This is a genomic window from Leclercia sp. UBA1284 (assembly GCF_002308415.1).
Classification (GTDB): Bacteria; Pseudomonadota; Gammaproteobacteria; order Enterobacterales; family Enterobacteriaceae; genus Enterobacter; species Enterobacter pneumoniae.
The window spans coordinates 1,373,153-1,393,089 of the sequence record NZ_DBUS01000006.1; the positions used below are offsets into that span (position 1 = coordinate 1,373,153).

Annotated in this window: 18 protein-coding genes; 7 read left to right on the forward strand and 11 right to left on the reverse strand. The window is 58.9% G+C overall.

Annotated features, from left to right (window positions below):
- The first annotated feature begins 48 nt into the window (after window positions 1-48).
- From B3511_RS09895 to narI, 4 genes are read left to right on the forward strand one after another with little or no spacing between them, the layout of a single operon-like run.
- Window positions 49-3,789 carry a nitrate reductase subunit alpha gene (locus B3511_RS09895; RefSeq protein WP_286782098.1) on the forward strand — a complete coding sequence of 1,247 codons (3,741 nt, stop codon included), beginning with the start codon at window positions 49-51 and terminating at the stop codon, window positions 3,787-3,789.
- Window positions 3,786-5,330: a nitrate reductase subunit beta gene (gene narH, locus B3511_RS09900; protein ID WP_207293762.1), complete on the forward strand. Its 1,545-nt coding sequence runs from the start codon at window positions 3,786-3,788 to the stop codon at window positions 5,328-5,330. Before B3511_RS09895 ends, narH begins: the two co-directional genes overlap by 4 nt.
- Window positions 5,330-6,025 carry a nitrate reductase molybdenum cofactor assembly chaperone gene (narW, locus tag B3511_RS09905; protein WP_286782100.1) on the forward strand — a complete coding sequence of 232 codons (696 nt, stop codon included), beginning with the start codon at window positions 5,330-5,332 and terminating at the stop codon, window positions 6,023-6,025. Before narH ends, narW begins: the two co-directional genes overlap by 1 nt.
- Entirely contained in the window at window positions 6,022-6,702 is a 681-nt protein-coding gene (gene narI, locus B3511_RS09910) for a respiratory nitrate reductase subunit gamma (protein WP_212476028.1), read from the forward strand. Before narW ends, narI begins: the two co-directional genes overlap by 4 nt.
- Before the next feature lie 29 nt (window positions 6,703-6,731).
- Here the strand turns inward: narI and nhoA are convergent, their stop codons facing one another.
- The 4 genes from nhoA to B3511_RS09930 all read right to left on the reverse strand — a co-directional run bounded on the left by nhoA (window position 6,732) and on the right by B3511_RS09930 (window position 11,002).
- Window positions 6,732-7,577 (reverse strand): N-hydroxyarylamine O-acetyltransferase, encoded by an 846-nt coding sequence (gene nhoA, locus B3511_RS09915; protein ID WP_212476027.1) that lies wholly within the window; start codon window positions 7,575-7,577, stop codon window positions 6,732-6,734.
- A gap of 73 nt (window positions 7,578-7,650) precedes the next feature.
- On the reverse strand, window positions 7,651-9,306 hold the full coding sequence (locus tag B3511_RS09920; RefSeq protein ID WP_286782103.1) for an ABC transporter permease: 1,656 nt from the start codon (window positions 9,304-9,306) through the stop codon (window positions 7,651-7,653).
- 38 nt (window positions 9,307-9,344) lie between these two features.
- Window positions 9,345-10,313, reverse strand: a complete 969-nt coding sequence (locus B3511_RS09925; RefSeq protein ID WP_046885407.1) for an ABC transporter substrate-binding protein — start codon at window positions 10,311-10,313, stop codon at window positions 9,345-9,347.
- Window positions 10,310-11,002, reverse strand: a complete 693-nt coding sequence (locus B3511_RS09930; RefSeq protein ID WP_286782106.1) for an ABC transporter ATP-binding protein — start codon at window positions 11,000-11,002, stop codon at window positions 10,310-10,312. Before B3511_RS09930 ends, B3511_RS09925 begins: the two co-directional genes overlap by 4 nt.
- Window positions 11,003-11,137: 135 nt before the next feature.
- Between B3511_RS09930 and B3511_RS09935 the strand changes: the two genes are divergently transcribed.
- Window positions 11,138-11,710 (forward strand): flavin reductase family protein, encoded by a 573-nt coding sequence (locus tag B3511_RS09935; RefSeq protein WP_046885406.1) that lies wholly within the window; start codon window positions 11,138-11,140, stop codon window positions 11,708-11,710.
- Between the two features lie 46 nt (window positions 11,711-11,756).
- Here B3511_RS09935 and fusA read toward each other — a convergent pair whose 3' ends face one another.
- Window positions 11,757-13,859, reverse strand: coding sequence for an elongation factor G (fusA, locus tag B3511_RS09940; RefSeq protein WP_286782109.1), 2,103 nt, complete (start codon window positions 13,857-13,859; stop codon window positions 11,757-11,759).
- Window positions 13,860-14,018: 159 nt separating this feature from the next.
- Here fusA and B3511_RS09945 point away from each other — a divergent pair, with 159 nt between their 5' ends.
- The gene (locus B3511_RS09945; protein WP_286782111.1) at window positions 14,019-14,339 is read left to right on the forward strand and encodes an ArsR/SmtB family transcription factor; all 321 of its coding nucleotides are present in this window, start codon (window positions 14,019-14,021) and stop codon (window positions 14,337-14,339) included.
- Between the two features lie 19 nt (window positions 14,340-14,358).
- Here B3511_RS09945 and B3511_RS09950 read toward each other — a convergent pair whose 3' ends face one another.
- Window positions 14,359-15,234, reverse strand: coding sequence for an MBL fold metallo-hydrolase (locus B3511_RS09950; protein WP_286782113.1), 876 nt, complete (start codon window positions 15,232-15,234; stop codon window positions 14,359-14,361).
- A 119-nt stretch (window positions 15,235-15,353) separates the two neighbouring features.
- Between B3511_RS09950 and B3511_RS09955 the strand changes: the two genes are divergently transcribed.
- Complete coding sequence (locus tag B3511_RS09955) at window positions 15,354-16,277, forward strand: LysR family transcriptional regulator (RefSeq protein ID WP_286782115.1); 924 nt, start codon at window positions 15,354-15,356, stop codon at window positions 16,275-16,277.
- Window positions 16,278-16,421: 144 nt separating this feature from the next.
- On the opposite strand, the gene pptA is transcribed toward B3511_RS09955, so the two are convergent.
- Genes pptA through B3511_RS09980 form a run of 5 tightly spaced genes read right to left on the reverse strand, consistent with a single transcriptional unit; the run spans window position 16,422 to window position 19,927 of the window.
- Entirely contained in the window at window positions 16,422-16,652 is a 231-nt protein-coding gene (pptA, locus tag B3511_RS09960; protein ID WP_040075610.1) for a tautomerase PptA, read from the reverse strand.
- A gap of 36 nt (window positions 16,653-16,688) precedes the next feature.
- Window positions 16,689-17,306 (reverse strand): glutathione S-transferase family protein, encoded by a 618-nt coding sequence (locus B3511_RS09965; protein ID WP_040075609.1) that lies wholly within the window; start codon window positions 17,304-17,306, stop codon window positions 16,689-16,691.
- Window positions 17,307-17,346: 40 nt separating this feature from the next.
- Complete coding sequence (locus tag B3511_RS09970; RefSeq protein ID WP_286782117.1) at window positions 17,347-18,234, reverse strand: transporter substrate-binding domain-containing protein; 888 nt, start codon at window positions 18,232-18,234, stop codon at window positions 17,347-17,349.
- Between the two features lie 9 nt (window positions 18,235-18,243).
- The gene (locus B3511_RS09975; protein WP_046885400.1) at window positions 18,244-19,017 is read right to left on the reverse strand and encodes an amino acid ABC transporter ATP-binding protein; all 774 of its coding nucleotides are present in this window, start codon (window positions 19,015-19,017) and stop codon (window positions 18,244-18,246) included.
- Window positions 19,001-19,927, reverse strand: coding sequence for an amino acid ABC transporter permease (locus B3511_RS09980; RefSeq protein WP_286782120.1), 927 nt, complete (start codon window positions 19,925-19,927; stop codon window positions 19,001-19,003). Before B3511_RS09980 ends, B3511_RS09975 begins: the two co-directional genes overlap by 17 nt.
- Between the last annotated feature and the right edge of the window lie 10 nt (window positions 19,928-19,937).

Consider the following 19,937-nt stretch of genomic DNA (forward strand, 5'->3'; position numbering starts at 1 on the left):
TGAGCAGTGTAACCACGGGGCGGGAGTCGCCCCGTCAGGAGAGACGTCATGAGTAAATTGTTGGATCGCTTCCGTTACTTCAAACAAAAAGGCGACAGTTTCGCCGATGGGCACGGACAGGTGTACCACACCAACCGTGACTGGGAGGACAGCTATCGTCAGCGCTGGCAGTTCGATAAGATCGTGCGATCCACCCACGGGGTTAACTGTACCGGCTCCTGTAGCTGGAAAATTTACGTTAAAAATGGCCTGGTGACCTGGGAGACCCAGCAGACTGACTACCCCCGTACCCGCCCCGACCTGCCTAACCATGAGCCGCGAGGCTGCCCGCGCGGTGCCAGCTACTCCTGGTATCTCTATAGCGCAAACCGCCTGAAGTACCCCCTGGTGCGCCGCGCCCTGATTGAACTCTGGCGTGAAGCGCTGGCGCAGCATGGCGACCCGGTGCTGGCCTGGGATGCCATCCAGAGCGACCCGGTGAAATGTCAGCGCTACAAACAGGCACGTGGGAAAGGCGGATTTATTCGATCGGGCTGGAAGGAGCTCAATCAACTGATTGCCGCCGCCAACGTCTGGACCATCAAAAACTACGGCCCCGACCGCGTGGCGGGGTTCTCGCCCATCCCGGCGATGTCGATGGTCTCCTACGCCGCCGGCACCCGCTATTTGTCATTGCTGGGCGGTACCTGTCTCAGTTTCTACGACTGGTATTGCGACCTTCCTCCCGCTTCGCCGATGACCTGGGGCGAGCAGACCGACGTGCCAGAATCGGCCGACTGGTACAACTCCGGCTACATCATCGCCTGGGGTTCCAACGTGCCGCAGACGCGTACCCCGGATGCCCACTTCTTTACCGAAGTGCGCTACAAAGGCACCAAAACCATCGCCATCACCCCCGATTTTTCGGAAGTGGCAAAGCTTAGCGATCAGTGGCTTGCCCCTAAACAGGGTACCGACAGCGCGCTGGCCATGGCGATGGGCCATGTCATTCTGAAAGAGTTCCACCTCGATAACCCCAGCGACTACTTCCTGAACTACTGCCGTCGCTACACCGACATGCCGATGCTGGTGATGCTCGATGAGCGTGAGGACGGGACCCATGTGCCAGGCCGGATGCTGCGCGCCTCGGATCTCACCGACGGGCTGGGAGAGGCCAATAATCCGGAGTGGAAGACCGTTGCCTTTACCCTGGCCGGTGAACTGGTGGCGCCGAATGGCTCTATTGGCTTCCGCTGGGGAGAAAAGGGCAAATGGAACCTGGAACCGCTGGCGGCAGGCCAGGAGACGGAGCTGACGCTCTCGCTGCTGATCACCCACGATCGCGTCGCTAACGTGGCGTTCCCCTACTTTGGCGGCAACGAAAATCCCCATTTCCGCAGCGTGAAGCAGGAGCCGGTGTTACTGCGCAAAGTACCGGCAAAAACACTGACTCTGGCAGACGGCACCACCAGACAGGTGGTCAGCGTCTATGACCTGGTGCTGGCCAACTACGGCCTCGACCGTGGGCTGGACGACAGCAACGCCGCCACCGATTACGCAGAGATCAAAGCTTACACCCCGGCCTGGGGCGAGCAGATCACCGGCGTGCCGCGCCACCATATCGAACAGATCGCCCGGGAATTTGCCGATACCGCCAATAAAACCCATGGCCGCTCGATGATCATTCTCGGCGCCGGGGTGAACCACTGGTATCACATGGATATGAACTACCGGGGGATGATCAATATGCTGGTCTTCTGCGGCTGCGTAGGCCAGAGCGGTGGCGGCTGGTCGCACTATGTGGGCCAGGAGAAACTGCGTCCGCAAACCGGTTGGCTGCCGCTGGCTTTTGCCCTGGACTGGAACCGGCCGCCGCGCCAGATGAACAGCACCTCCTATTTTTATAACCACGCCAGCCAGTGGCGCTATGAAAAGCTGACGGCGCAGGAGCTGCTCTCGCCGCTGGCGGACCCGGGGCAGTTTACCGGGCACCTGATTGACTTCAACGTCCGCGCCGAGCGCATGGGCTGGCTCCCCTCCGCCCCGCAGCTCAATCTCAATCCGCTGCATATTAAAGCCCGCGCCGATGCTGCCGGCATGACGCCGCAGGAGTACACCGTGCAGGGGCTAAAATCGGGCGATATCCGCTTTGCCTGCGAGCAGCCGGATAACGGTAAAAACCATCCACGTAACCTGTTCGTCTGGCGCTCTAACCTGCTGGGCTCCTCCGGTAAAGGCCACGAGTACATGCTGAAATACCTGCTGGGGACCGAGAGCGGGATTCAGGGCGAAGATCTGGGCTCGACGGATGATGTGAAACCGGAAGAGGTGGAGTGGCAGACCCCCGCCATCGAAGGGAAGCTTGACCTGCTGGTGACCCTCGATTTCCGCATGTCCAGCACCTGCCTGTTCTCGGATATTGTCCTGCCGACCGCCACCTGGTACGAGAAAGACGACATGAATACCTCGGATATGCATCCGTTTATTCATCCGCTTTCGGCCGCCGTTGACCCCGCCTGGGAGTCCCGCAGCGACTGGGAGATCTACAAAGGGCTCGCCAAAGTTTTCTCGGAAGTCTGCGTGGGCCATATCGGTACCGAAACCGATGTGGTGCTGCAACCCCTGCAGCATGACTCCCCGGCGGAGCTCTCGCAGCCTTTTGATATTCAGGACTGGCGCAAAGGCGAGTGTGAGCTGGTTCCCGGCAAGACTGCCCCCTCCATTGCGGTGGTGGAACGTAACTACCCGGAAACCTACGAGCGCTTCACCGCCCTCGGTCCGCTGCTGGATAAACTGGGCAACGGCGGGAAAGGCATTTCGTGGAACACCGAGAAAGAGATCGATTTCCTCGGCAAGCTGAACTACGTCAAGTTGGATGGCCCGGCGAAAGGCCGCCCGCGTATCGAAACCGCCATCGACGCTTCAGAGGTGATTCTCGCCCTCGCCCCGGAAACCAACGGTCAGGTTGCCGTGAAAGCCTGGGAAGCCCTGGGGCAGCTGACCGGACGGGATCATACCCACCTGGCGCTGAATAAAGAGGATGAAAAAATCCGCTTCCGCGATATTCAGGCGCAGCCGCGCAAGATTATCTCCAGCCCCACCTGGTCCGGCCTCGAGAGCGAACATGTCTCTTACAACGCCGGTTATACCAACGTCCATGAGCTGATTCCGTGGCGCACTCTCTCGGGCCGTCAGCAGCTTTACCAGGATCACCTGTGGATGCGCGCCTTCGGCGAAAGTCTGGTGGTTTATCGTCCGCCAATTGATACCCGTAGCGTGACGCACATGCGTGACATTCCGCCGAACGGCTTCCCGGAGAAAGCGCTGAACTTCCTGACGCCGCACCAGAAATGGGGCATCCACTCGACCTACAGCGAAAACCTGCTGATGCAGACCCTGTCGCGCGGTGGTCCGATTGTCTGGATAAGCGAAACGGATGCCCGGGAACTGGGTATTGAGGATAACGACTGGATCGAGGCATTTAATGCCAACGGCGCCCTCACCGCTCGCGCCGTAGTGAGCCAGCGCGTGCCGCCGGGCATGACCATGATGTACCACGCCCAGGAGCGCATTCTGAACATTCCAGGTTCGGAAGTGACTGGCCGACGCGGCGGTATTCATAACTCAGTTACCCGCATCTGCCCGAAACCGACCCACATGATCGGCGGTTACGCGCAGTTGGCCTACGGCTTTAACTACTACGGCACCGTCGGGTCGAACCGCGATGAGTTCATCATGATCCGCAAAATGAAAAACATTAACTGGCTGGATGGTGAAGGTCGGGACCAGGTACAGGAGGCGAAAAAATGAAGATCCGCTCACAGGTCGGCATGGTACTGAACCTTGATAAGTGTATTGGCTGTCATACCTGCTCGGTCACTTGCAAAAACGTCTGGACCGGGCGTGAAGGGATGGAGTATGCCTGGTTTAACAACGTTGAGACCAAGCCGGGCATCGGCTACCCCAAAAACTGGGAAGACCAGGAGGAGTGGCAAGGCGGCTGGATCCGCGGTATCACCGGCAAGCTCACTCCCCGCCTCGGCGGCAAAATGGGGGTGCTGTCGAAAATCTTCGCCAACCCGGTCTTACCGCAGATTGACGACTATTACGAACCCTTCACCTTTGACTACCAGGATCTGCACCGCGCCCCGCAGGGAGATCACTTACCTACCGCCCGTCCACGCTCGCTGATTGACGGCAAGCGGATGGATAAAATCAAATGGGGGCCAAACTGGGAAGAGCTGCTCGGCGGTGAGTTCGAAAAGCGCGCCCGCGACCGAAACTTCGACAAGATGCAGAAGGAGATGTACGGCCAGTTTGAAAACACCTTCATGATGTACCTGCCGCGCCTGTGCGAGCACTGCCTGAACCCAAGCTGCGTCGCCACCTGCCCCAGCGGCGCCATCTATAAACGCGAAGAAGATGGCATCGTGCTCATTGACCAGGATAAGTGCCGCGGCTGGCGTCTGTGTATCAGCGGCTGCCCGTACAAAAAAATCTACTTCAACTGGAAGAGCGGTAAGTCAGAAAAATGTATCTTCTGCTACCCGCGTATTGAATCCGGCCAGCCGACGGTCTGCTCAGAGACCTGCGTCGGGCGTATTCGCTATCTCGGCGTGCTGCTTTACGACGCGGATCGTATTGAGGAGGCGGCCAGCACCGAACATGTCACCGATCTTTATGAGCGCCAGTGCGATGTCTTTTTAGATCCGCACGATCCGGCGGTGATCGAAGAGGCCGTTAAGCAAGGTATTCCGCAGAACGTGATTGACGCTGCCCAGCGCTCGCCGGTTTACAAGATGGCGATGGACTGGAAGCTGGCCCTGCCGCTGCACCCGGAATACCGTACCCTGCCGATGGTCTGGTATGTGCCGCCGCTGTCACCGATTCAGTCCTACGCCGATGCGGGCGGCCTGCCCAAAACCGACGGCGTGCTCCCCGCCGTGGAGAGCCTGCGTATCCCGGTCCAGTATCTGGCAAATATGCTGAGCGCGGGCGATACCGGCCCGGTGCTTCGCGCCCTGAAGCGAATGATGGCCATGCGCCATTACAAACGTTCGCAAACCGTGGAAGGCGTGACCGATACCCGCGCCATTGAAGAGGTCGGGTTGACGGTCGAACAGGTGGAAGAGATGTATCGCTATCTCGCCATTGCGAACTACGAAGATCGCTTCGTGATCCCCACCAGCCACCGTGAAATGGCCCGGGATGCCTTCCCCGAGAAGAACGGCTGCGGCTTTACCTTCGGCGATGGCTGCCATGGCTCAGACACCAAATTCAACCTCTTCAACAGTAGCCGTATCGACGCCATCAATATTACCGAGGTGCGTGAACACGGGGAGGGAGAGTAATGCGGATTCTGAAAATCATTGCGCTGTTAATGGAGTATCCCGACGAGGTGTTATGGGAGAACCGCGATGAGGCGTTAGATCTCATTGCCCAGGATGCCCCGACGCTGTTGCCCTTTACGCGAACCTATCTCAGCGCCCCGCTGCTGGACAGGCAGGCCGAGTGGTGCGAAGTGTTCGAACGTGGCCGGGCCACCTCGCTGCTGCTGTTTGAACATGTGCACGCCGAGTCGCGGGATCGCGGCCAGGCGATGGTCGACCTGATGGCGCAGTACGAGAAAGTTGGTCTGCAGCTGGATTGCCGGGAGCTTCCCGATTATCTGCCCCTTTATCTAGAATATCTCAGCATAGTGGACGACGCGGAAGCGCGCGATGGGCTGCAGAACGTCGCCCCGATCCTGGCGCTGATTGGTGGGCGGCTGAAGCAGCGCGACGTTGCCCATTATCAGCTGTTTGACGCTCTGCTACGACTGGCCGAAACCCGGCTTTCCAGCGATAGCGTAGCGGCACAGGTTGCCACCGAGAAGCGTGATGACACTCGTCAGGCGCTGGATGCGGTGTGGGAAGAAGAGCAGGTGAAGTTTATCGAAGACAACGCCACGTCGTGCGACAGTTCGCCGATGCAGCAATATCAACGACGCTTTAGCCAGGACGTTGCACCGCAGTACGTGGACGTCGGCGCCGGAGGCCCCAAATGACGCACTACCTGAACGTGTTTTTCTATGACATCTATCCCTATATTTGCGCCACCGTCTTCTTCCTCGGAAGCTGGCTGCGTTATGACTATGGTCAGTACACCTGGCGTGCCTCGTCGAGCCAGATGCTGAGCAAGCGCGGCATGAACTGGGCCTCTAACCTGTTTCATATCGGTATTCTGGGGATCTTCTTCGGCCACCTGTTCGGGATGCTGACCCCGCACTGGATGTACGCCTGGTTTTTACCTATCGCCGTGAAACAGCAGCTGGCCATGTTCGCCGGGGGCGTGTGCGGTGTGTTAACGCTGATTGGTGGGTCAATGCTGCTCTACCGCCGGCTTTTTAATCAGCGGGTGCGCGCCACCTCCACCACGCCGGACATCATCATCATGAGCATTTTACTGCTTCAGTGCATTCTGGGGCTGAGCACGATTCCCTTCTCCGCCCGTTTTCCGGACGGCAGCGAGATGATGAAACTGGTAGGCTGGGCGCAGGGTATCGTCACTTTCCGCGGCGGCTCATCGGAGATGCTTAACGGCGTGGACTTTATCTTCCGTGTGCATCTGGTGCTGGGGATGACCATTTTCCTGATCTTCCCCTTCACCCGTCTGGTGCATGTGTGGAGCGCGCCGTTTGAATATTTCACCCGCCGGTATCAGGTTGTTCGGTCACGGCGCTAATTTATACGGGTGGCGTCGCCGCCACCCGGCTATTTCCCTGCCTGCGGATGCGTCTCAAACCCCGCCATCACCGCCGTCAGCTCGGCCAGTGAAAAACCGTTTTTCGGATCAGATACCCCCAGCCCAAACTGCTCCTGCAATACCTGATACAGCTCGGCGGCATCGGCGAGATGACGCTGCTCAACCGCCAGCGCCCCCTGCCAGCGGGTGAAATTAAAATTGGTTAAGGTCAGTTTGCCCCCCTCGGGCAGGTGTCGGCACATCAGCAGGTGATGGCGAAAATGCGATTGCGGCCAGTGAGCCGACCAGAAATTGCCCATCACATAGTCATTGAAATGCTGCTCTGCGAGATCGAACTGGTACATCGACTGCCAGCGATCGTGATGGTGAACCTGTAAGGCCCAGTTATCCCCTTCGTTCTGCAGGCGGTACATGCCGTGGGGCGTAGGCTGCTCCAGGTCGGCAATCAGGCGAACCGGCGCGGTCAACGTCTGGCCACCAAAGCCCACATCAGCAATCCAGCGTTCGCCGTTTAGCTCAACCAGCAACAGTCGGTGGGTACGCGGCGGCATCTGTGGCGGATTCGCCAGCACCACACGGCCCAGCAAGCTGCGGACCGTAAAGCCCACCTCACGCAGCACGCGCTCGAAGAGTCCGTTCTGCTCAAAGCAGTACCCACCGCGACGGGCGGTAACCAGTTTGTCTTGCACGCTCTCCTCGTCGAGCTGGATCTCGCGTGGCAACACCACGTCAAGATTCTCAAACGGGATACTGCAGTTATGGTGGAGATGCAGCCCGCGCAGGGTGTCGATATCCGGGGTCGCGGGCTGTTGCCAGCCCGTGCGGGCGAAATACGCAGTCAGAAATGGAGACATAGTGAACTTCCTTGCAATGATGTTCCCTGTTTATAAACTATTTTTGCGTCGCCACCTGTGTAAAAGTGCTTTTTTAGCGTCCCGTCGTGCGCTGCATGATACCCAGCGCGCTCAGCATCAATATCAGTCCGGTCACTAACGTCAGGGTGGCCATCGCCATTCCCTGGCCAATCGAGCCTTGTTCGAACTGGCGCCAGATAAAGACCGAGACGGTCTGCGTCCCCGCCGGGGCCAGTAATAGCGATGTCACCAGCTCGCGAGAGGCAATGGCAAAGACCATCAACATCGCCGCCAGCATGGCCGGCGACACCAGCGGTATCACGATAAAACGTAGCGCCTGCAGCGCCGACGCGCCGTGTACCCGCGCCGCCGGTTCGAGATTGCCACCCAACTGGCGCAGCGCACTGCCAATGTAGCGAACCGGCCAGGGTAATAGCAGGCAGCAGTAAGAGAGCAGCAGTATGACCCAGCTGTTATAAGGTGATAGCGGCCAGAAGGTGCGGTTCCACAGTAAAATAAGCCCCACGCCCACCACAATGCCTGGCAGCGCGGCGGGCATCAGGGATAACGCATCCACCAGCGCCCGGCCTCTGATTTTTTGCACCACCACCAGCCAGGCGGCTAGCAGCCCCAGTAGCCCGGTAATGCACGCCGTTCCCAGCGCCAGCGACAGGCTGGTACCCAGCGCAGCCAGGGCATCTCCCTGCTGGCTGAAGAGTGCCGCGTAATGTGACAACGTCACGTTAGCCGCAGTGACACCCGCCGATAAGGTGCCGAGCACGCCTGAAAGCGCCATCGAGGCCGCGGGCAGCACCACAGCAATCAGCCCAACCAGCCCCATCAGCACGACGACGGGCAATATAAAGATCCCGGCATCCGCCCCTCTGTTCTCGGTCGGCTTACCCGTGACGCTGGTTACGTCGTGCTGGCCCGTTAGCTTTTTCTGTAACGCCCAGGCGCAGAGCGCGATCGCCACCAGTATCACAGACAACATCGATGCCCCCGAGAGATCGATAGGCCAGTCGGCCAGCTTTTTCTCGATATCGGTGGTCAGCATCAACACCCCTGCCCGCGTCCCCAGCGCCGCCGGCACGCCGTACTCTTCGATCGCCAGCGTAAACGAGAGCAGCATGCCTGCCGCCAGCGCCGGTGAAAGCAAGGGCAGCGTGATATGCCAGAAGGCCCGCCCTGCGCTGGCACCATGCACCCGCGCAACCCACGCCAGCCGCTGCCCGCTGGCCAGCAGACTGCGCGAGACGGCAAAATAGACTACCGGGAAGATATTGAGCGCCATCACCAGCACAATACCGGTTTTACTGAACAGCAGGTCGTTCAGATTGACACCCGTTAGCTGTTGCAGGTAGCCATTACTCTGCAGGACCAGCATCCACGACAAGGCTGCGATATAGGGCGGCGTTAAAAAGGGGATCAGGAAGAGCAGATCCCACAGGCGCGGCAGCGGCAACGTCAGTAGCCCGCGCGCGACCCCCAGCGGAAAACCAATCAGCGCGCTGACCAGCGCCACGCCCAGGGCGATCTGCAGAGTTCCCCCCAACATCCCCGGGAGCTGCGGCGCGGCCAGCAGTTGAGATACGCCACCAAAGGCGGCCGAAAAAGAGCCGGCGCTAAATTGCGGGAATACCGCCTGTAGCACAATAAACAGTAGCGGAAGCGCCACCAGTACCATCAGCATGGCCAGCGTCGCCCCTGAAAGAAAGGAGTGTTTCACACGCGATCCTGAAGACGGGGTTGCCCCCGTCGGAAAAGTTACAGAGAGAAGAGCGTGTTAAAACGCTTCAGAATGGCGCTGCGCTCGCTGTTGCCGTCGCTTTTGGTCGGCAGGATATTCAGTTCGTTCAGCAGCGGGCGTTTCGCCTTGATGTCTTCGCGGGCTGGCATCAACCAGGCGTCGGCCACCATCGCCTGGCCTTCCGGCGACAACACATAATCAACGAAGGCTTTGGCGTCATCCGCATGCGGGGTAGATTTGAGGATCATCATCGGGCGTGGGGCAATCACCGTGCCGCTGGCCGGGAAGATCACCTTCAGGGATTCCCCCTGGTGAATGTTGCCGTAAGAGACGTAATCCACCGCGCCAAATACCGCCGCTTTTGCCCCCTGCATGACCGGGGTGACCGCCTGAGCGTTCGGGCCGCTAACCACCATGCCGTTCTTCTTCAGGTTATCAAATAGCGACCAGGCCTTATCGCCCATCCCATTTTGTAACCCGATCAGCAGATCGAGAGAGGCACCCGACAGCGCCGGGTCTGGCGTCGTCACTTTATCTTTGAAGGCGTCGGTAGTCAGGTCCTGCCACTCCTTCGGCTCCGGGGTGCCGCTTTTGGTGTTCCAGACGATGCCCAGCGCCGATACCCCCTGGGCCACGAAATCGGTAGATTTCAGGTCGGCGGGCACGTGTTCAGCGTTGGCGCTCTGGTACGGCAACAGCCAGCCGCGGTTATGCAGATCTTCCGCCGTATCCCAGGAGGCGGAGATCAGAATGTCGGCCTGCGGGTTGGCCTGCTCCGCTTCGAGGCGCGCCATCACTTTACCGGTAGTGGCCTGGAAGATATCCACCTTCACGCCGGTTTTCTTTTCAAAGCCGCTTGCAAGGTTCTTCGCCAGCGATCCCGGCCCGGCGGTATAGAGGGTGAGCGCGTGGGCGCTCGACATCATGACGGACGATAATGCCATGGCTACCAGCACTCCTTTTTTTACGGACAGTGTAATTTTCATGCGAACTCCCCTGAGGATTGAATCAAACGATCGGCAGCGACGCTGCCAGCAGAAAGGTGCACGATGCGATCGGCCAGAATCTCGGCTTCACGGCGGTCATGCGTAACGTAAACGGCGGTGGTGCCAAGCTGGCGCAGTAGCGACGCCATCTCCAGGCAGAGTGATTCGCGCAGTTCGCTATCGAGGTTGGAGAGCGGCTCGTCAAAGAGCAGTACCCGGGGTTCGGCGACAATGGCGCGGGCCAGGGCGACGCGCTGCTGCTGCCCACCGGAGAGCCCGGCGGGTTTGCGGTCGGCAAAGTCAGCCAGGCCCACGCGCCGTAAAGCCTGCGCGACGCGATCGTCACGCGCGCTGGCTGAGACATTGCGCATCTTCAGTGGAAACGCCACGTTCTGCGCCACCGTCATATGGGGCCAGAGCGCGTAGTCCTGGAAGACCATGCCGATATCGCGGGCCTCGGGCGGTAACGACCAGCCCGCCCTCGCCACCTGACGATCGCCGAAATGGATATCGCCCTGCAGCGGGTGGGTTAACCCGGCCAGCAGACGTAACAGCGTGCTTTTTCCACAGCCCGAGGGTCCGAGCAGCGCAACCACACTACCCGCCTCGATGTGCAGATCGATTTGGTTTAATACGGTATTCGCGCCAAACGCGTACGAGACGCCTTTGAGCGTGATGGGGGTGAGCATATTGTTATCCTCTTTGGGATTTAGTGCCGTCACTGTAGGGGGGCTATGTGACGAAACCATGAACAAAATGTTGCGTATTGATTTTGTCTGCGCTTCAGAGGTTTAATGGCCTGGCGCTAATACTGAGGAGTTGTTATGAGCCACTTTCGCCCCGTCGAGTTAAAACACGCCAGCCGTCTGCTGAATCACGGCCCTACGGTGCTGATCACCAGCCGGGATGAGCAGATTGACCGACGTAATGTTATGGCGGCTGCCTGGTCGATGCCGGTCGAGTTTGAACCGCCGCGTATCGCCATCGTGGTGGATAAAAGCGCCTGGTCTCGCGAGCTGATTGAGCGCAGCGGCATGTTTGGCATTGTGGTGCCGGGCGTTGCCGCCGCTAACTGGACCTACGCGGTGGGTAGCGTGAGCGGGCGGGATGAAGATAAATTTAACTGCTACGGGATCCCAGTTATTAACGGCCCGGTGCTGGGGCTGCCGGTCGTTGAAGAGAAGTGTCTGGCATGGATGGAGTGTCGGCTATTACCGGTGACCTCCGCCGCCGAGAAATATGACACCCTGTTTGGCGAAGTGGTGGCCGCGGCCGCAGATGAGCGGGCGTTTGTCGCCGGACGCTGGCAGTTTGATGAGGATAAGCGCAATACGCTGCATCACCTGGGCGCAGGGACCTTTGTGACCAGCGGTAAGATGGTGAAGGCGGCGGAATAGCCGCCTGGCCCTCGCCCCAATGGAGCGAGAGTATTTACTGCAACAATTAACCTTTCGAACGGCTGGCGATAATCCCTTCTGCAACATTACGCGGCGCTTCGGCATAGTGATGAAACTCCATGCTGTAGGTCGCGCGGCCCTGGGACATCGAGCGCAGCGTGGTGGCATAGCCGAACATCTCTGCCAGCGGCACATCGGCGCGGATAATCTGGCTACCGTACCGCTCCTCCATGCCCTGCACCATGCCGCGGCGGGAAGAGAGATCGCCCATTACATTCCCGGCATAGGTCTCAGGCGTCTCGACCTCAACGTGCATCACCGGCTCCAGGATGACCGGATCGGCCCGACGCGCCCCCTCTTTGAAACCAAAGATCGCCGCCATGCGGAAGGCCATCTCCGAGGAGTCCACGTCGTGATACGAACCAAAGGTCAGGGTCGCTTTTACGTCCACGACCGGATAGCCCGCCAGCACGCCGCTGTTCATCGCCTCGCGCAGCCCTTTTTCCACCGAAGGAATGTATTCGCGCGGCACCACCCCGCCTTTCGTGGCATCTTCAAAGACAAAACCGCTGCCCGGCTCCAGGGGTTCGAGGTTGAGGACAACATGGCCGTACTGCCCTTTACCGCCGGACTGACGCACAAATTTGCCCTCGATCTCTTTCACCGCTTTGCGCAGGGTTTCACGGTAGGTTACCTGCGGCCGACCGATATTCGCCTCCACGCCAAACTCGCGTTTCATCCGGTCAACGATAATCTCCAGATGCAGCTCACCCATTCCGGAGATGATCGTCTGCCCTGACTCCTCGTCGGTGTGCAGGCGGAACGACGGATCTTCTGCAGCCAGACGTTGCAGCGCGATCCCCATTTTCTCCTGATCCGCTTTGGTTTTTGGCTCTATGGCCAGCGAAATCACCGGATCCGGGAACTCCATCCGTTCAAGGGTAATCACCGCTGACGGATCACAGAGCGTGTCGCCGGTAGTGACATCTTTTAACCCGACACAGGCCGCGATATCCCCGGCGCGCAGCTCGTCTACCTCGTGGCGATCGTTAGCCTGCATCAGCACAATGCGGCCAATACGCTCCTTCTTGTCTTTCACCGGATTGTAAACCGCGTCGCCTTTTCTCAGCACGCCGGAATAGACCCGGATAAAGGTCAACTGGCCCACGTAGGGGTCGGTCATTAGCTTGAACGCCAGCGCCGAGAAGGGTTCGTCGTCGCTCGGGTGGCGCTCGGCAGCCTGCCCCTTCGCATCCACCCCGTCAATTGCCGGGACGTCCAGCGGCGAGGGCATCAGTTCAATCACCGCGTCGAGCATCCGCTGCACCCCTTTGTTTTTAAAGGCGCTGCCGCAGAGCATCGGCTGGATTTCGCCCGCCACAGTGCGTTGACGCAACCCGCTGATGATGTCAGCTTCGTCCAGATCGCCCGTTTCCAGATATTTATCCATGAGCGCATCGCTGGCTTCAGCCGCCGCCGAGACCATCTGCTCACGCCAGGTCTGCGCGGTGGCCTGCAGCTCATCCGGCACCGGCGCATAGCTGAAGGTCATGCCCTGCGTGGCATCGTCCCAGACGATAGCGCGCATCTTAATGAGATCGACCACGCCGGTGAAATGCTCTTCCGCCCCGATCGGAATCACGATCGGCACCGGGTGAGCTTTTAGCCTGTCGACCATCATCTGGACCACGCGGAAGAAATCGGCACCCGGGCGGTCCATTTTGTTGACGAACGCGATACGGGGTACGTGATACTTATTGGCCTGCCGCCAGACAGTTTCCGACTGGGGCTGCACGCCACCGACAGAGTCATACACCATGACCGCGCCGTCCAGCACCCGCATGGAGCGTTCTACTTCAATGGTAAAATCTACGTGCCCCGGGGTATCGATGATATTAATCCGGTGCGGTTCATAGCTACGGTCCATACCGGGCCAGAAACAGCTCACCGCCGCAGAGGTAATGGTAATACCTCGCTCTTGCTCCTGCGCCATCCAGTCGGTTGTTGCCGCGCCATCGTGGACTTCACCCAGTTTGTGACTCATTCCGGTATAAAACAGGATGCGCTCAGTGGTGGTCGTTTTACCGGCATCGATATGCGCGGAGATACCGATGTTGCGATAACGTTCGAGAGGGATGGGTCGGGGCATGATGCGTCCTTAGTCAGTTGACTGTGAGTAAGCGACCGGGATGGTCGCGTCTGAGTTCGTCTGCTATCATAGTCCTACTGTACGAGTATGTACGAACTATTTTTTAAGGTTTGCGCTATCAATGGTATAGCTCAAACTGATGCCTTATCCAGGAGCCTTATGATCCCTAACCATCCCGAACCGGAACAGATACAGCTGGAAAACGTGCTTTTAGCGCTGGGTAATCCGCTGCGTCTCGCCATCATTCGCCAGCTTGCAGACGGCTGCGAAGCAAGCTGCAACGCCCTGCGACCGCCGGATATCGCGAAATCGACCATGACACACCACTGGCGCGTACTGCGCGACAGCGGGGTCATCTGGCAGCGGCCACAGGGGCGAGAAAATATGATTTCATTGCGCAGCGAGGATCTGGATAATCGCTTTCCCGGCCTGCTGGAAACATTGTTGCGGGTGATGAATAACGAGGCTCCGCGCGCCTGAGTCAGGCGCGCCAGCGACATCAGAACGCCGGGGAGCCGCCGTCGTATTGCAGGCTAAATGTCGCATCGCCGCGCTTTACGCTGGCGCTTACCGGTGAATTGAAGTGCATACCGGTCACGCTGAGATGATCTGTCGCTACCCGCTCAAGCAGGCGTTTGCGCGTTGCCGCCGCGGTCTCCGGATCGCTGTCAAAGGCAATGGTGACATCCGGCTGCTCCACCTGGATATGCGGGAAATGGACGATATCCCCCCAGATTAATAGCGAATCCTGCGCGTTCCCGACCACATAGCCGGTATGCCCCGGCGTGTGACCAGGCAGTGGCACCGCCTGAATACCGGGCAAAATATCTTCCTGTGTGAAGGTCACCAGTCTGTCGTCATACGCGGCAAAAGCATTTTGTGCCAGCTCGAACGAGGGCTTAAACCTCTCTGGTGCGCTGGCCTGCATCGTTTTGTTGCGCCAGAACGCCAGTTCACGCTCGTGCACAAACAGCCGTTCAACATGGCGAAAATGGGGCGTGGCGAGCGGCCCGGCAAGGCCACCGATATGGTCTGGATGGGCATGTGTAAGCAGGACGGTGTTGATCTGCAAGGGATCAATTCCTGCCGCCGCCAGCGCCACCGGCAGCCGCCCGCCCCGGCCTTTGAAGTTGCCCGCGCCGCTATCCACCAACACCGTATGCTGCCCGGTCTGGATCACGTAGATGTTGATGTTCATACGTGGCAATGTGCTCACGCCCCGCGCCTGCAGCAGGGCTTCGGCTTTTGAGCCGCTGATCCCCGAAAGCAGCTCAAACGACCCATCCAGGTAGCCATCGCTGAGCATGGTAACGATGCTATCGCCCACTTTTTTCCGGTTGACCCTAGGTGCCTGAACCTGGTGTGTTAACGGCATGATATGACCTCTCTGGTTGGTGTGGCTTAAGCATAAGTCGTTGGTGAGGCAGTAAAAAGAGGCGTTTTCGTATTACACTGTTATCCACAGAGTAATAATCGTTAGCTGAGGCCATCCCGATGCGTGCCAGAATGTATGAACAGATGACCATTTTTGTTGAAGTCGCCGAACGGGGAAGTTTCGCCCGGGCGGCGGATGTGCTTCACCTGCATCGCCCCGCCGTAACCAAAGCCATCCAGCAGCTGGAAGAGGAGCTGGGTACGCGCTTACTGCATCGCACCACCCGAAAAGTCAGCCTCACCTCTGAGGGCGAGCTCTTTTTCCAGCGGGCGAAAGCGTTGCTGCATGAGATGGACGATGTGATGGCATCGTTTTCGCCGACGCGCCCTCCGCGCGGTCGACTACGCGTTGATACGCCACTCTCGCTGGCACATGCCGTACTGATCCCGGCGCTGAGGGACTTTCAGGCACGTTATCCGGATATTGAACTGGAGCTGACCTCTTCCGATCATCGGGTTGATATGGTGGCTGAGGGCATTGATTGCGTGATCCGCCTTGGCGAATTGCAGGACTCTACGCTGGTGTCACGACGTCTGGGCGATGCGCGGTTGGTCACCTGCGCTACGCCGGAATATCTGGCGCACTATGGCGTGCCCGGCACGCCGGAGGATCTCGCCAGACACCAGACCGTGATGTTTTTCAGCGGGCACAATCGGGTTGTGATGAAGTGGCGATTTATAAAAGAAGGTACGCCGGTGACGGTACACCCGGCCAGACACATGCTGGTCGACAACACCGATATTATGCTCTCCTGCGGGCTGTCGGGGCTGGGGATAATCCAGGGTATCCATGCGGTTATGGCCCCTCATCTCGCCGCCGGCCGACTGGTGGAAGTGCTCTCTGAGTACACCACCGCATCGAAACCGGTCTCGGTTCTCTTTCCGGACCGACGCTATCTGACACCTAAAGTACGGGTCTTTATCGACTGGCTGAGCGAACTTTTTGCCGCTAAATCCGGGGGGTTTAAAAGATTATTATCCTGAAAGAAACAGTGCGCGGAGAGCGGCGATGGTATTAACTCACAAACCTTACAGGTAAATGCCGTAAGAGAATGACCCGATGTCGCCCTCCTCCTTCGCGCCACAATTCCGCTAAAAAAAACGGTAACCTTCGTTACCGTCTTGGCCTTACAGAGAATATCCCGGCTTCTTAATCAGCTCGTCGAGCTTCGGGCCAATCTCCGTATCCCAGACCTGCGCTTTCCAGTCTGCTTCCTGAACTTCGTTAAGCGCCACGGAAACAGCGCGATCTTTACTGTTCAGGTGACGAACGATCACCTCGGCGATCTCCTCTGCCAGAGCGGTTTTTTGTTCGTCATTCAGATCGCGTGGGAAACATTTAATATCAACGTGCGGCATAAGCAGGGCTCCTTTATCAGTTAGCCTTTCACGCTATCAGATTATCTCGTTAGCTTTTAGCACCTTGTGCAGTTTAGCGAGCTGGCTCACCTTATCGGCGATGGCGACGATATTGGGCGTATTGGCCGCGAACCACTCGCCGCGCGGCCCCCAGCTACGCATCACCACAAGGTAGGCGTCGAGTAAGGTGAGCTGTTCGCCAAGGGCCCATGGCGTGGCCTTGAGATGGTTATCCAGCCACAGATAGAGCGATTTGCGATACTCCCGACAGTTTTCTTGCAGTTGCTGCGGTGCATCAGGCGCCCAGCGCTCCGGATAATCGGCGTAGGTAAAGGTGGGATAGACGTTAGCGACCAGCCAGATGAGTAAGCGCTGAAACTGCTGACGTTCACTGTGCCCTACCGGCGGCGCCAGTTCGGGGCAGCGGTCGAGGATCATCAGCGCAATCGCGGCGGTCTCCGTCATGATCTCGCCATTCTCCAGTTCTAGCGTGGGCACCTGGCACAGCGGGTTAAGCCGCTCAAGCCTTTCGCGCTGCGGCCCGGGGGCGTCAAAGCCCTCTACGTTGATAAACTGATACGGAATATCGGCGAGGGTCAGCATCACCTCACTGATTGCCGAGCCCCAGCCGGGTACGCCATAGACTTTAATCATGCTGCCTCCACGCAAGAGAAACCCTAAGTGTAGAGCAGCATTAGTAGGTTATCCCCGGCGGATTGACCTCCGATCGTTCCACCGCTTCGCCCTGCTCGCCCCAGCGCGCCAGCACCTGCTGATACTCCCCGCGCTGGATTGCCCCGTCCAGCGCCGCCTGCAGGGCATAGACCAGGCCATTGCCCTTCCTGGTAGTGGTTGCTACATAGGCCTTCTTCGGCCCTAACCCGACCACGCGGGTTTTGCCGGTGAGGGCCGCTTTGTAAGCTGAGACCGACTGCGGCCCGAAGAAGACATCCGCCCTGCCGGACTGTATATAGAGATTGCCCGAGGCATCGTCCGTCAGGTAGACCGGCAGCGCCGGCTGGCGCCCCGCCCGAATATTTTCTTCATTCCAGCCCAGTAGGATCCGCTCCTGATTCGTCCCCGAGCCGACAATCACTTTTTTGCCCGCCAGATCGGCGGCCGTGTTGATCGACGCTATTTCGCTGGTGGATTTCACCGAAAACGCCAGCGAATCCACGCGATAGGTGGCAAAGTCGAACTTCTGCTTACGCTGCTCCGTCACCGCTATGTTCACCAGCGCCACGTCGTAGCGCCCGGCGATGATCCCCAGCGGCCAGTCTTCCCAGGCCACGGGAATCAGCTTCAGCTTTAACCCGAGACTGCCCGCCAGCAGCCGGGCAATATCCGGATCGCTGCCGATACGGGTGCGGTTATCGCTGGCCAGAAGCGCCAGCGGGGGCGAATTGAGGGCCGAGATCGCAACGGTCAGGGTGCCCGGCTCGATAAAGCGATAATCTGCCGGGATCTTCGCCACCGCCTGTTTGTCGAGGGTTACCGTCAGCGGCTGTTCATTGGCCTGCAGATCAATGCTGGCGTGGCTGGCGGTGGATACGAGTAGCCCGGCCAGAAGTCCATATTTCATCTACGCTCCTTACAACACTTTCGAGAGGAACTGGCGCGTACGCGCATGGGAAGGACGGTTCAAAACTTCGTCGCTGCTACCCTGCTCCACAATTTTGCCATCGACCATAAACACCACCTGGTCCGCCACTTCACGCGCAAAGCCAATCTCATGAGTCACCACGACCAGCGTGGTGCCCGAGCGGGCCAGCTTTTTAATCACATCCAGCACTTCGCCCACCAGCTCAGGATCAAGCGCCGAGGTAGGTTCATCAAACAGCATGACGCGCGGTCGCAGCGCCAGGGCGCGGGCGATGGCAATGCGCTGCTGCTGCCCACCGGAGAGATGGCGCGACCAGGCGTCGGCCTTATCGCGCAGCCCTACCACATCCAGCAGCTCGTAAGCGCGTTCAACTGCCGCTTTACGGGTCAGCTTTTTGTGCGCCACGGGGGCTTCAATCAGGTTTTCCAGCACCGTTAAATGCGGGAAGAGGTTAAAGTTCTGGAACACATACCCCACGTTCACCCGCTGCTTGAGGATCGCTTTCTCTTTCAGTTCAAAGAGCTTGTCGCCCTGACGGCGATAGCCGATGTAGTCGCCATCTATCTGAATAAACCCTTCGTCCACCCGCTCCAGGTGGTTAATGGTGCGCAGCAGGGTCGATTTGCCCGAGCCGGAGGGGCCGAGGATCACCGTCACGGAACCCGGCGGGATCTCCAGCGAGACGTTATCCAGCGCCTTGTGGCGACCAAAATACTTACTGACGCCGGTGATTGAAATATGTCCTTCAGGAGAGGCTGGCATGGATAGGCTCCTGTGTCTGGGTAGTAATAACGGAACGGCTGCGGCTGGCGCTGCGGTTCTGGTTGACCGCGGAGCGACGCTCGCTGCGGGCGAGCCCGCGCTCCACCAGGTGTTGAATAGCCGAAAGGACGGTCGTGATTGCCAGATACCAGACGGCACCCACCATCAGCAGCGGTATCACCTCCTGGGTACGGTTGTAGATCATCTGAATGGTGTAAAAGAGCTCAGGCATCGCCAGCACGTAAACCATTGCCGTCCCCTTGGCGAGGCTGATGATCTCGTTAAACCCGGCCGGCAGAATGGTGCGCAGCGCCTGAGGCAATATGATGCGCAGGGTGCGGCGCGAGGCGGGTAACCCCAACGCAGCGGCCGCTTCATACTGACCGTGATCCACCCCCAGAAAACCGCCGCGAATGATCTCGGCGGTATAGGCGCTCTGCACCAGCGTCAGCCCCACTACCGCGGTGGAGAACTGCCCGAGCACGTTAATGGTCTCAAAACGGCCCCAGGTGATCTGCGTAAAAGGCACTCCGAGAGAGAGCGTGTCGTACAGATACGAGAAGTTATAGAGAATAATCAGCACCACAATCAGCGGTAGCGAGCGGAATAGCCAGATATAGCCCCACGCGAGGCCACTGAGCAACCATGACGACGACAGACGCGCCAGCGCCAGCATGCCGCCAATCACCACGCTCAGCGCGGTGCCAATCAGGGTGAGTAACAGCGTCTGCCCCACCCCCTCCAGGATGACCGGGTCGAAGAACCAGTGGGCAAACACCGCCCACTCCCAGCGCGGATTAAAGGCCACCGACTGTACGACCACAGCCAGCACAAAGAGTGCCACAACGGCCCCCAGGGTACGCAGCGGGTAGCGCGCCGGGACCACTTTGATGGTTTCAACGTTGTTCATTGTCACTTCC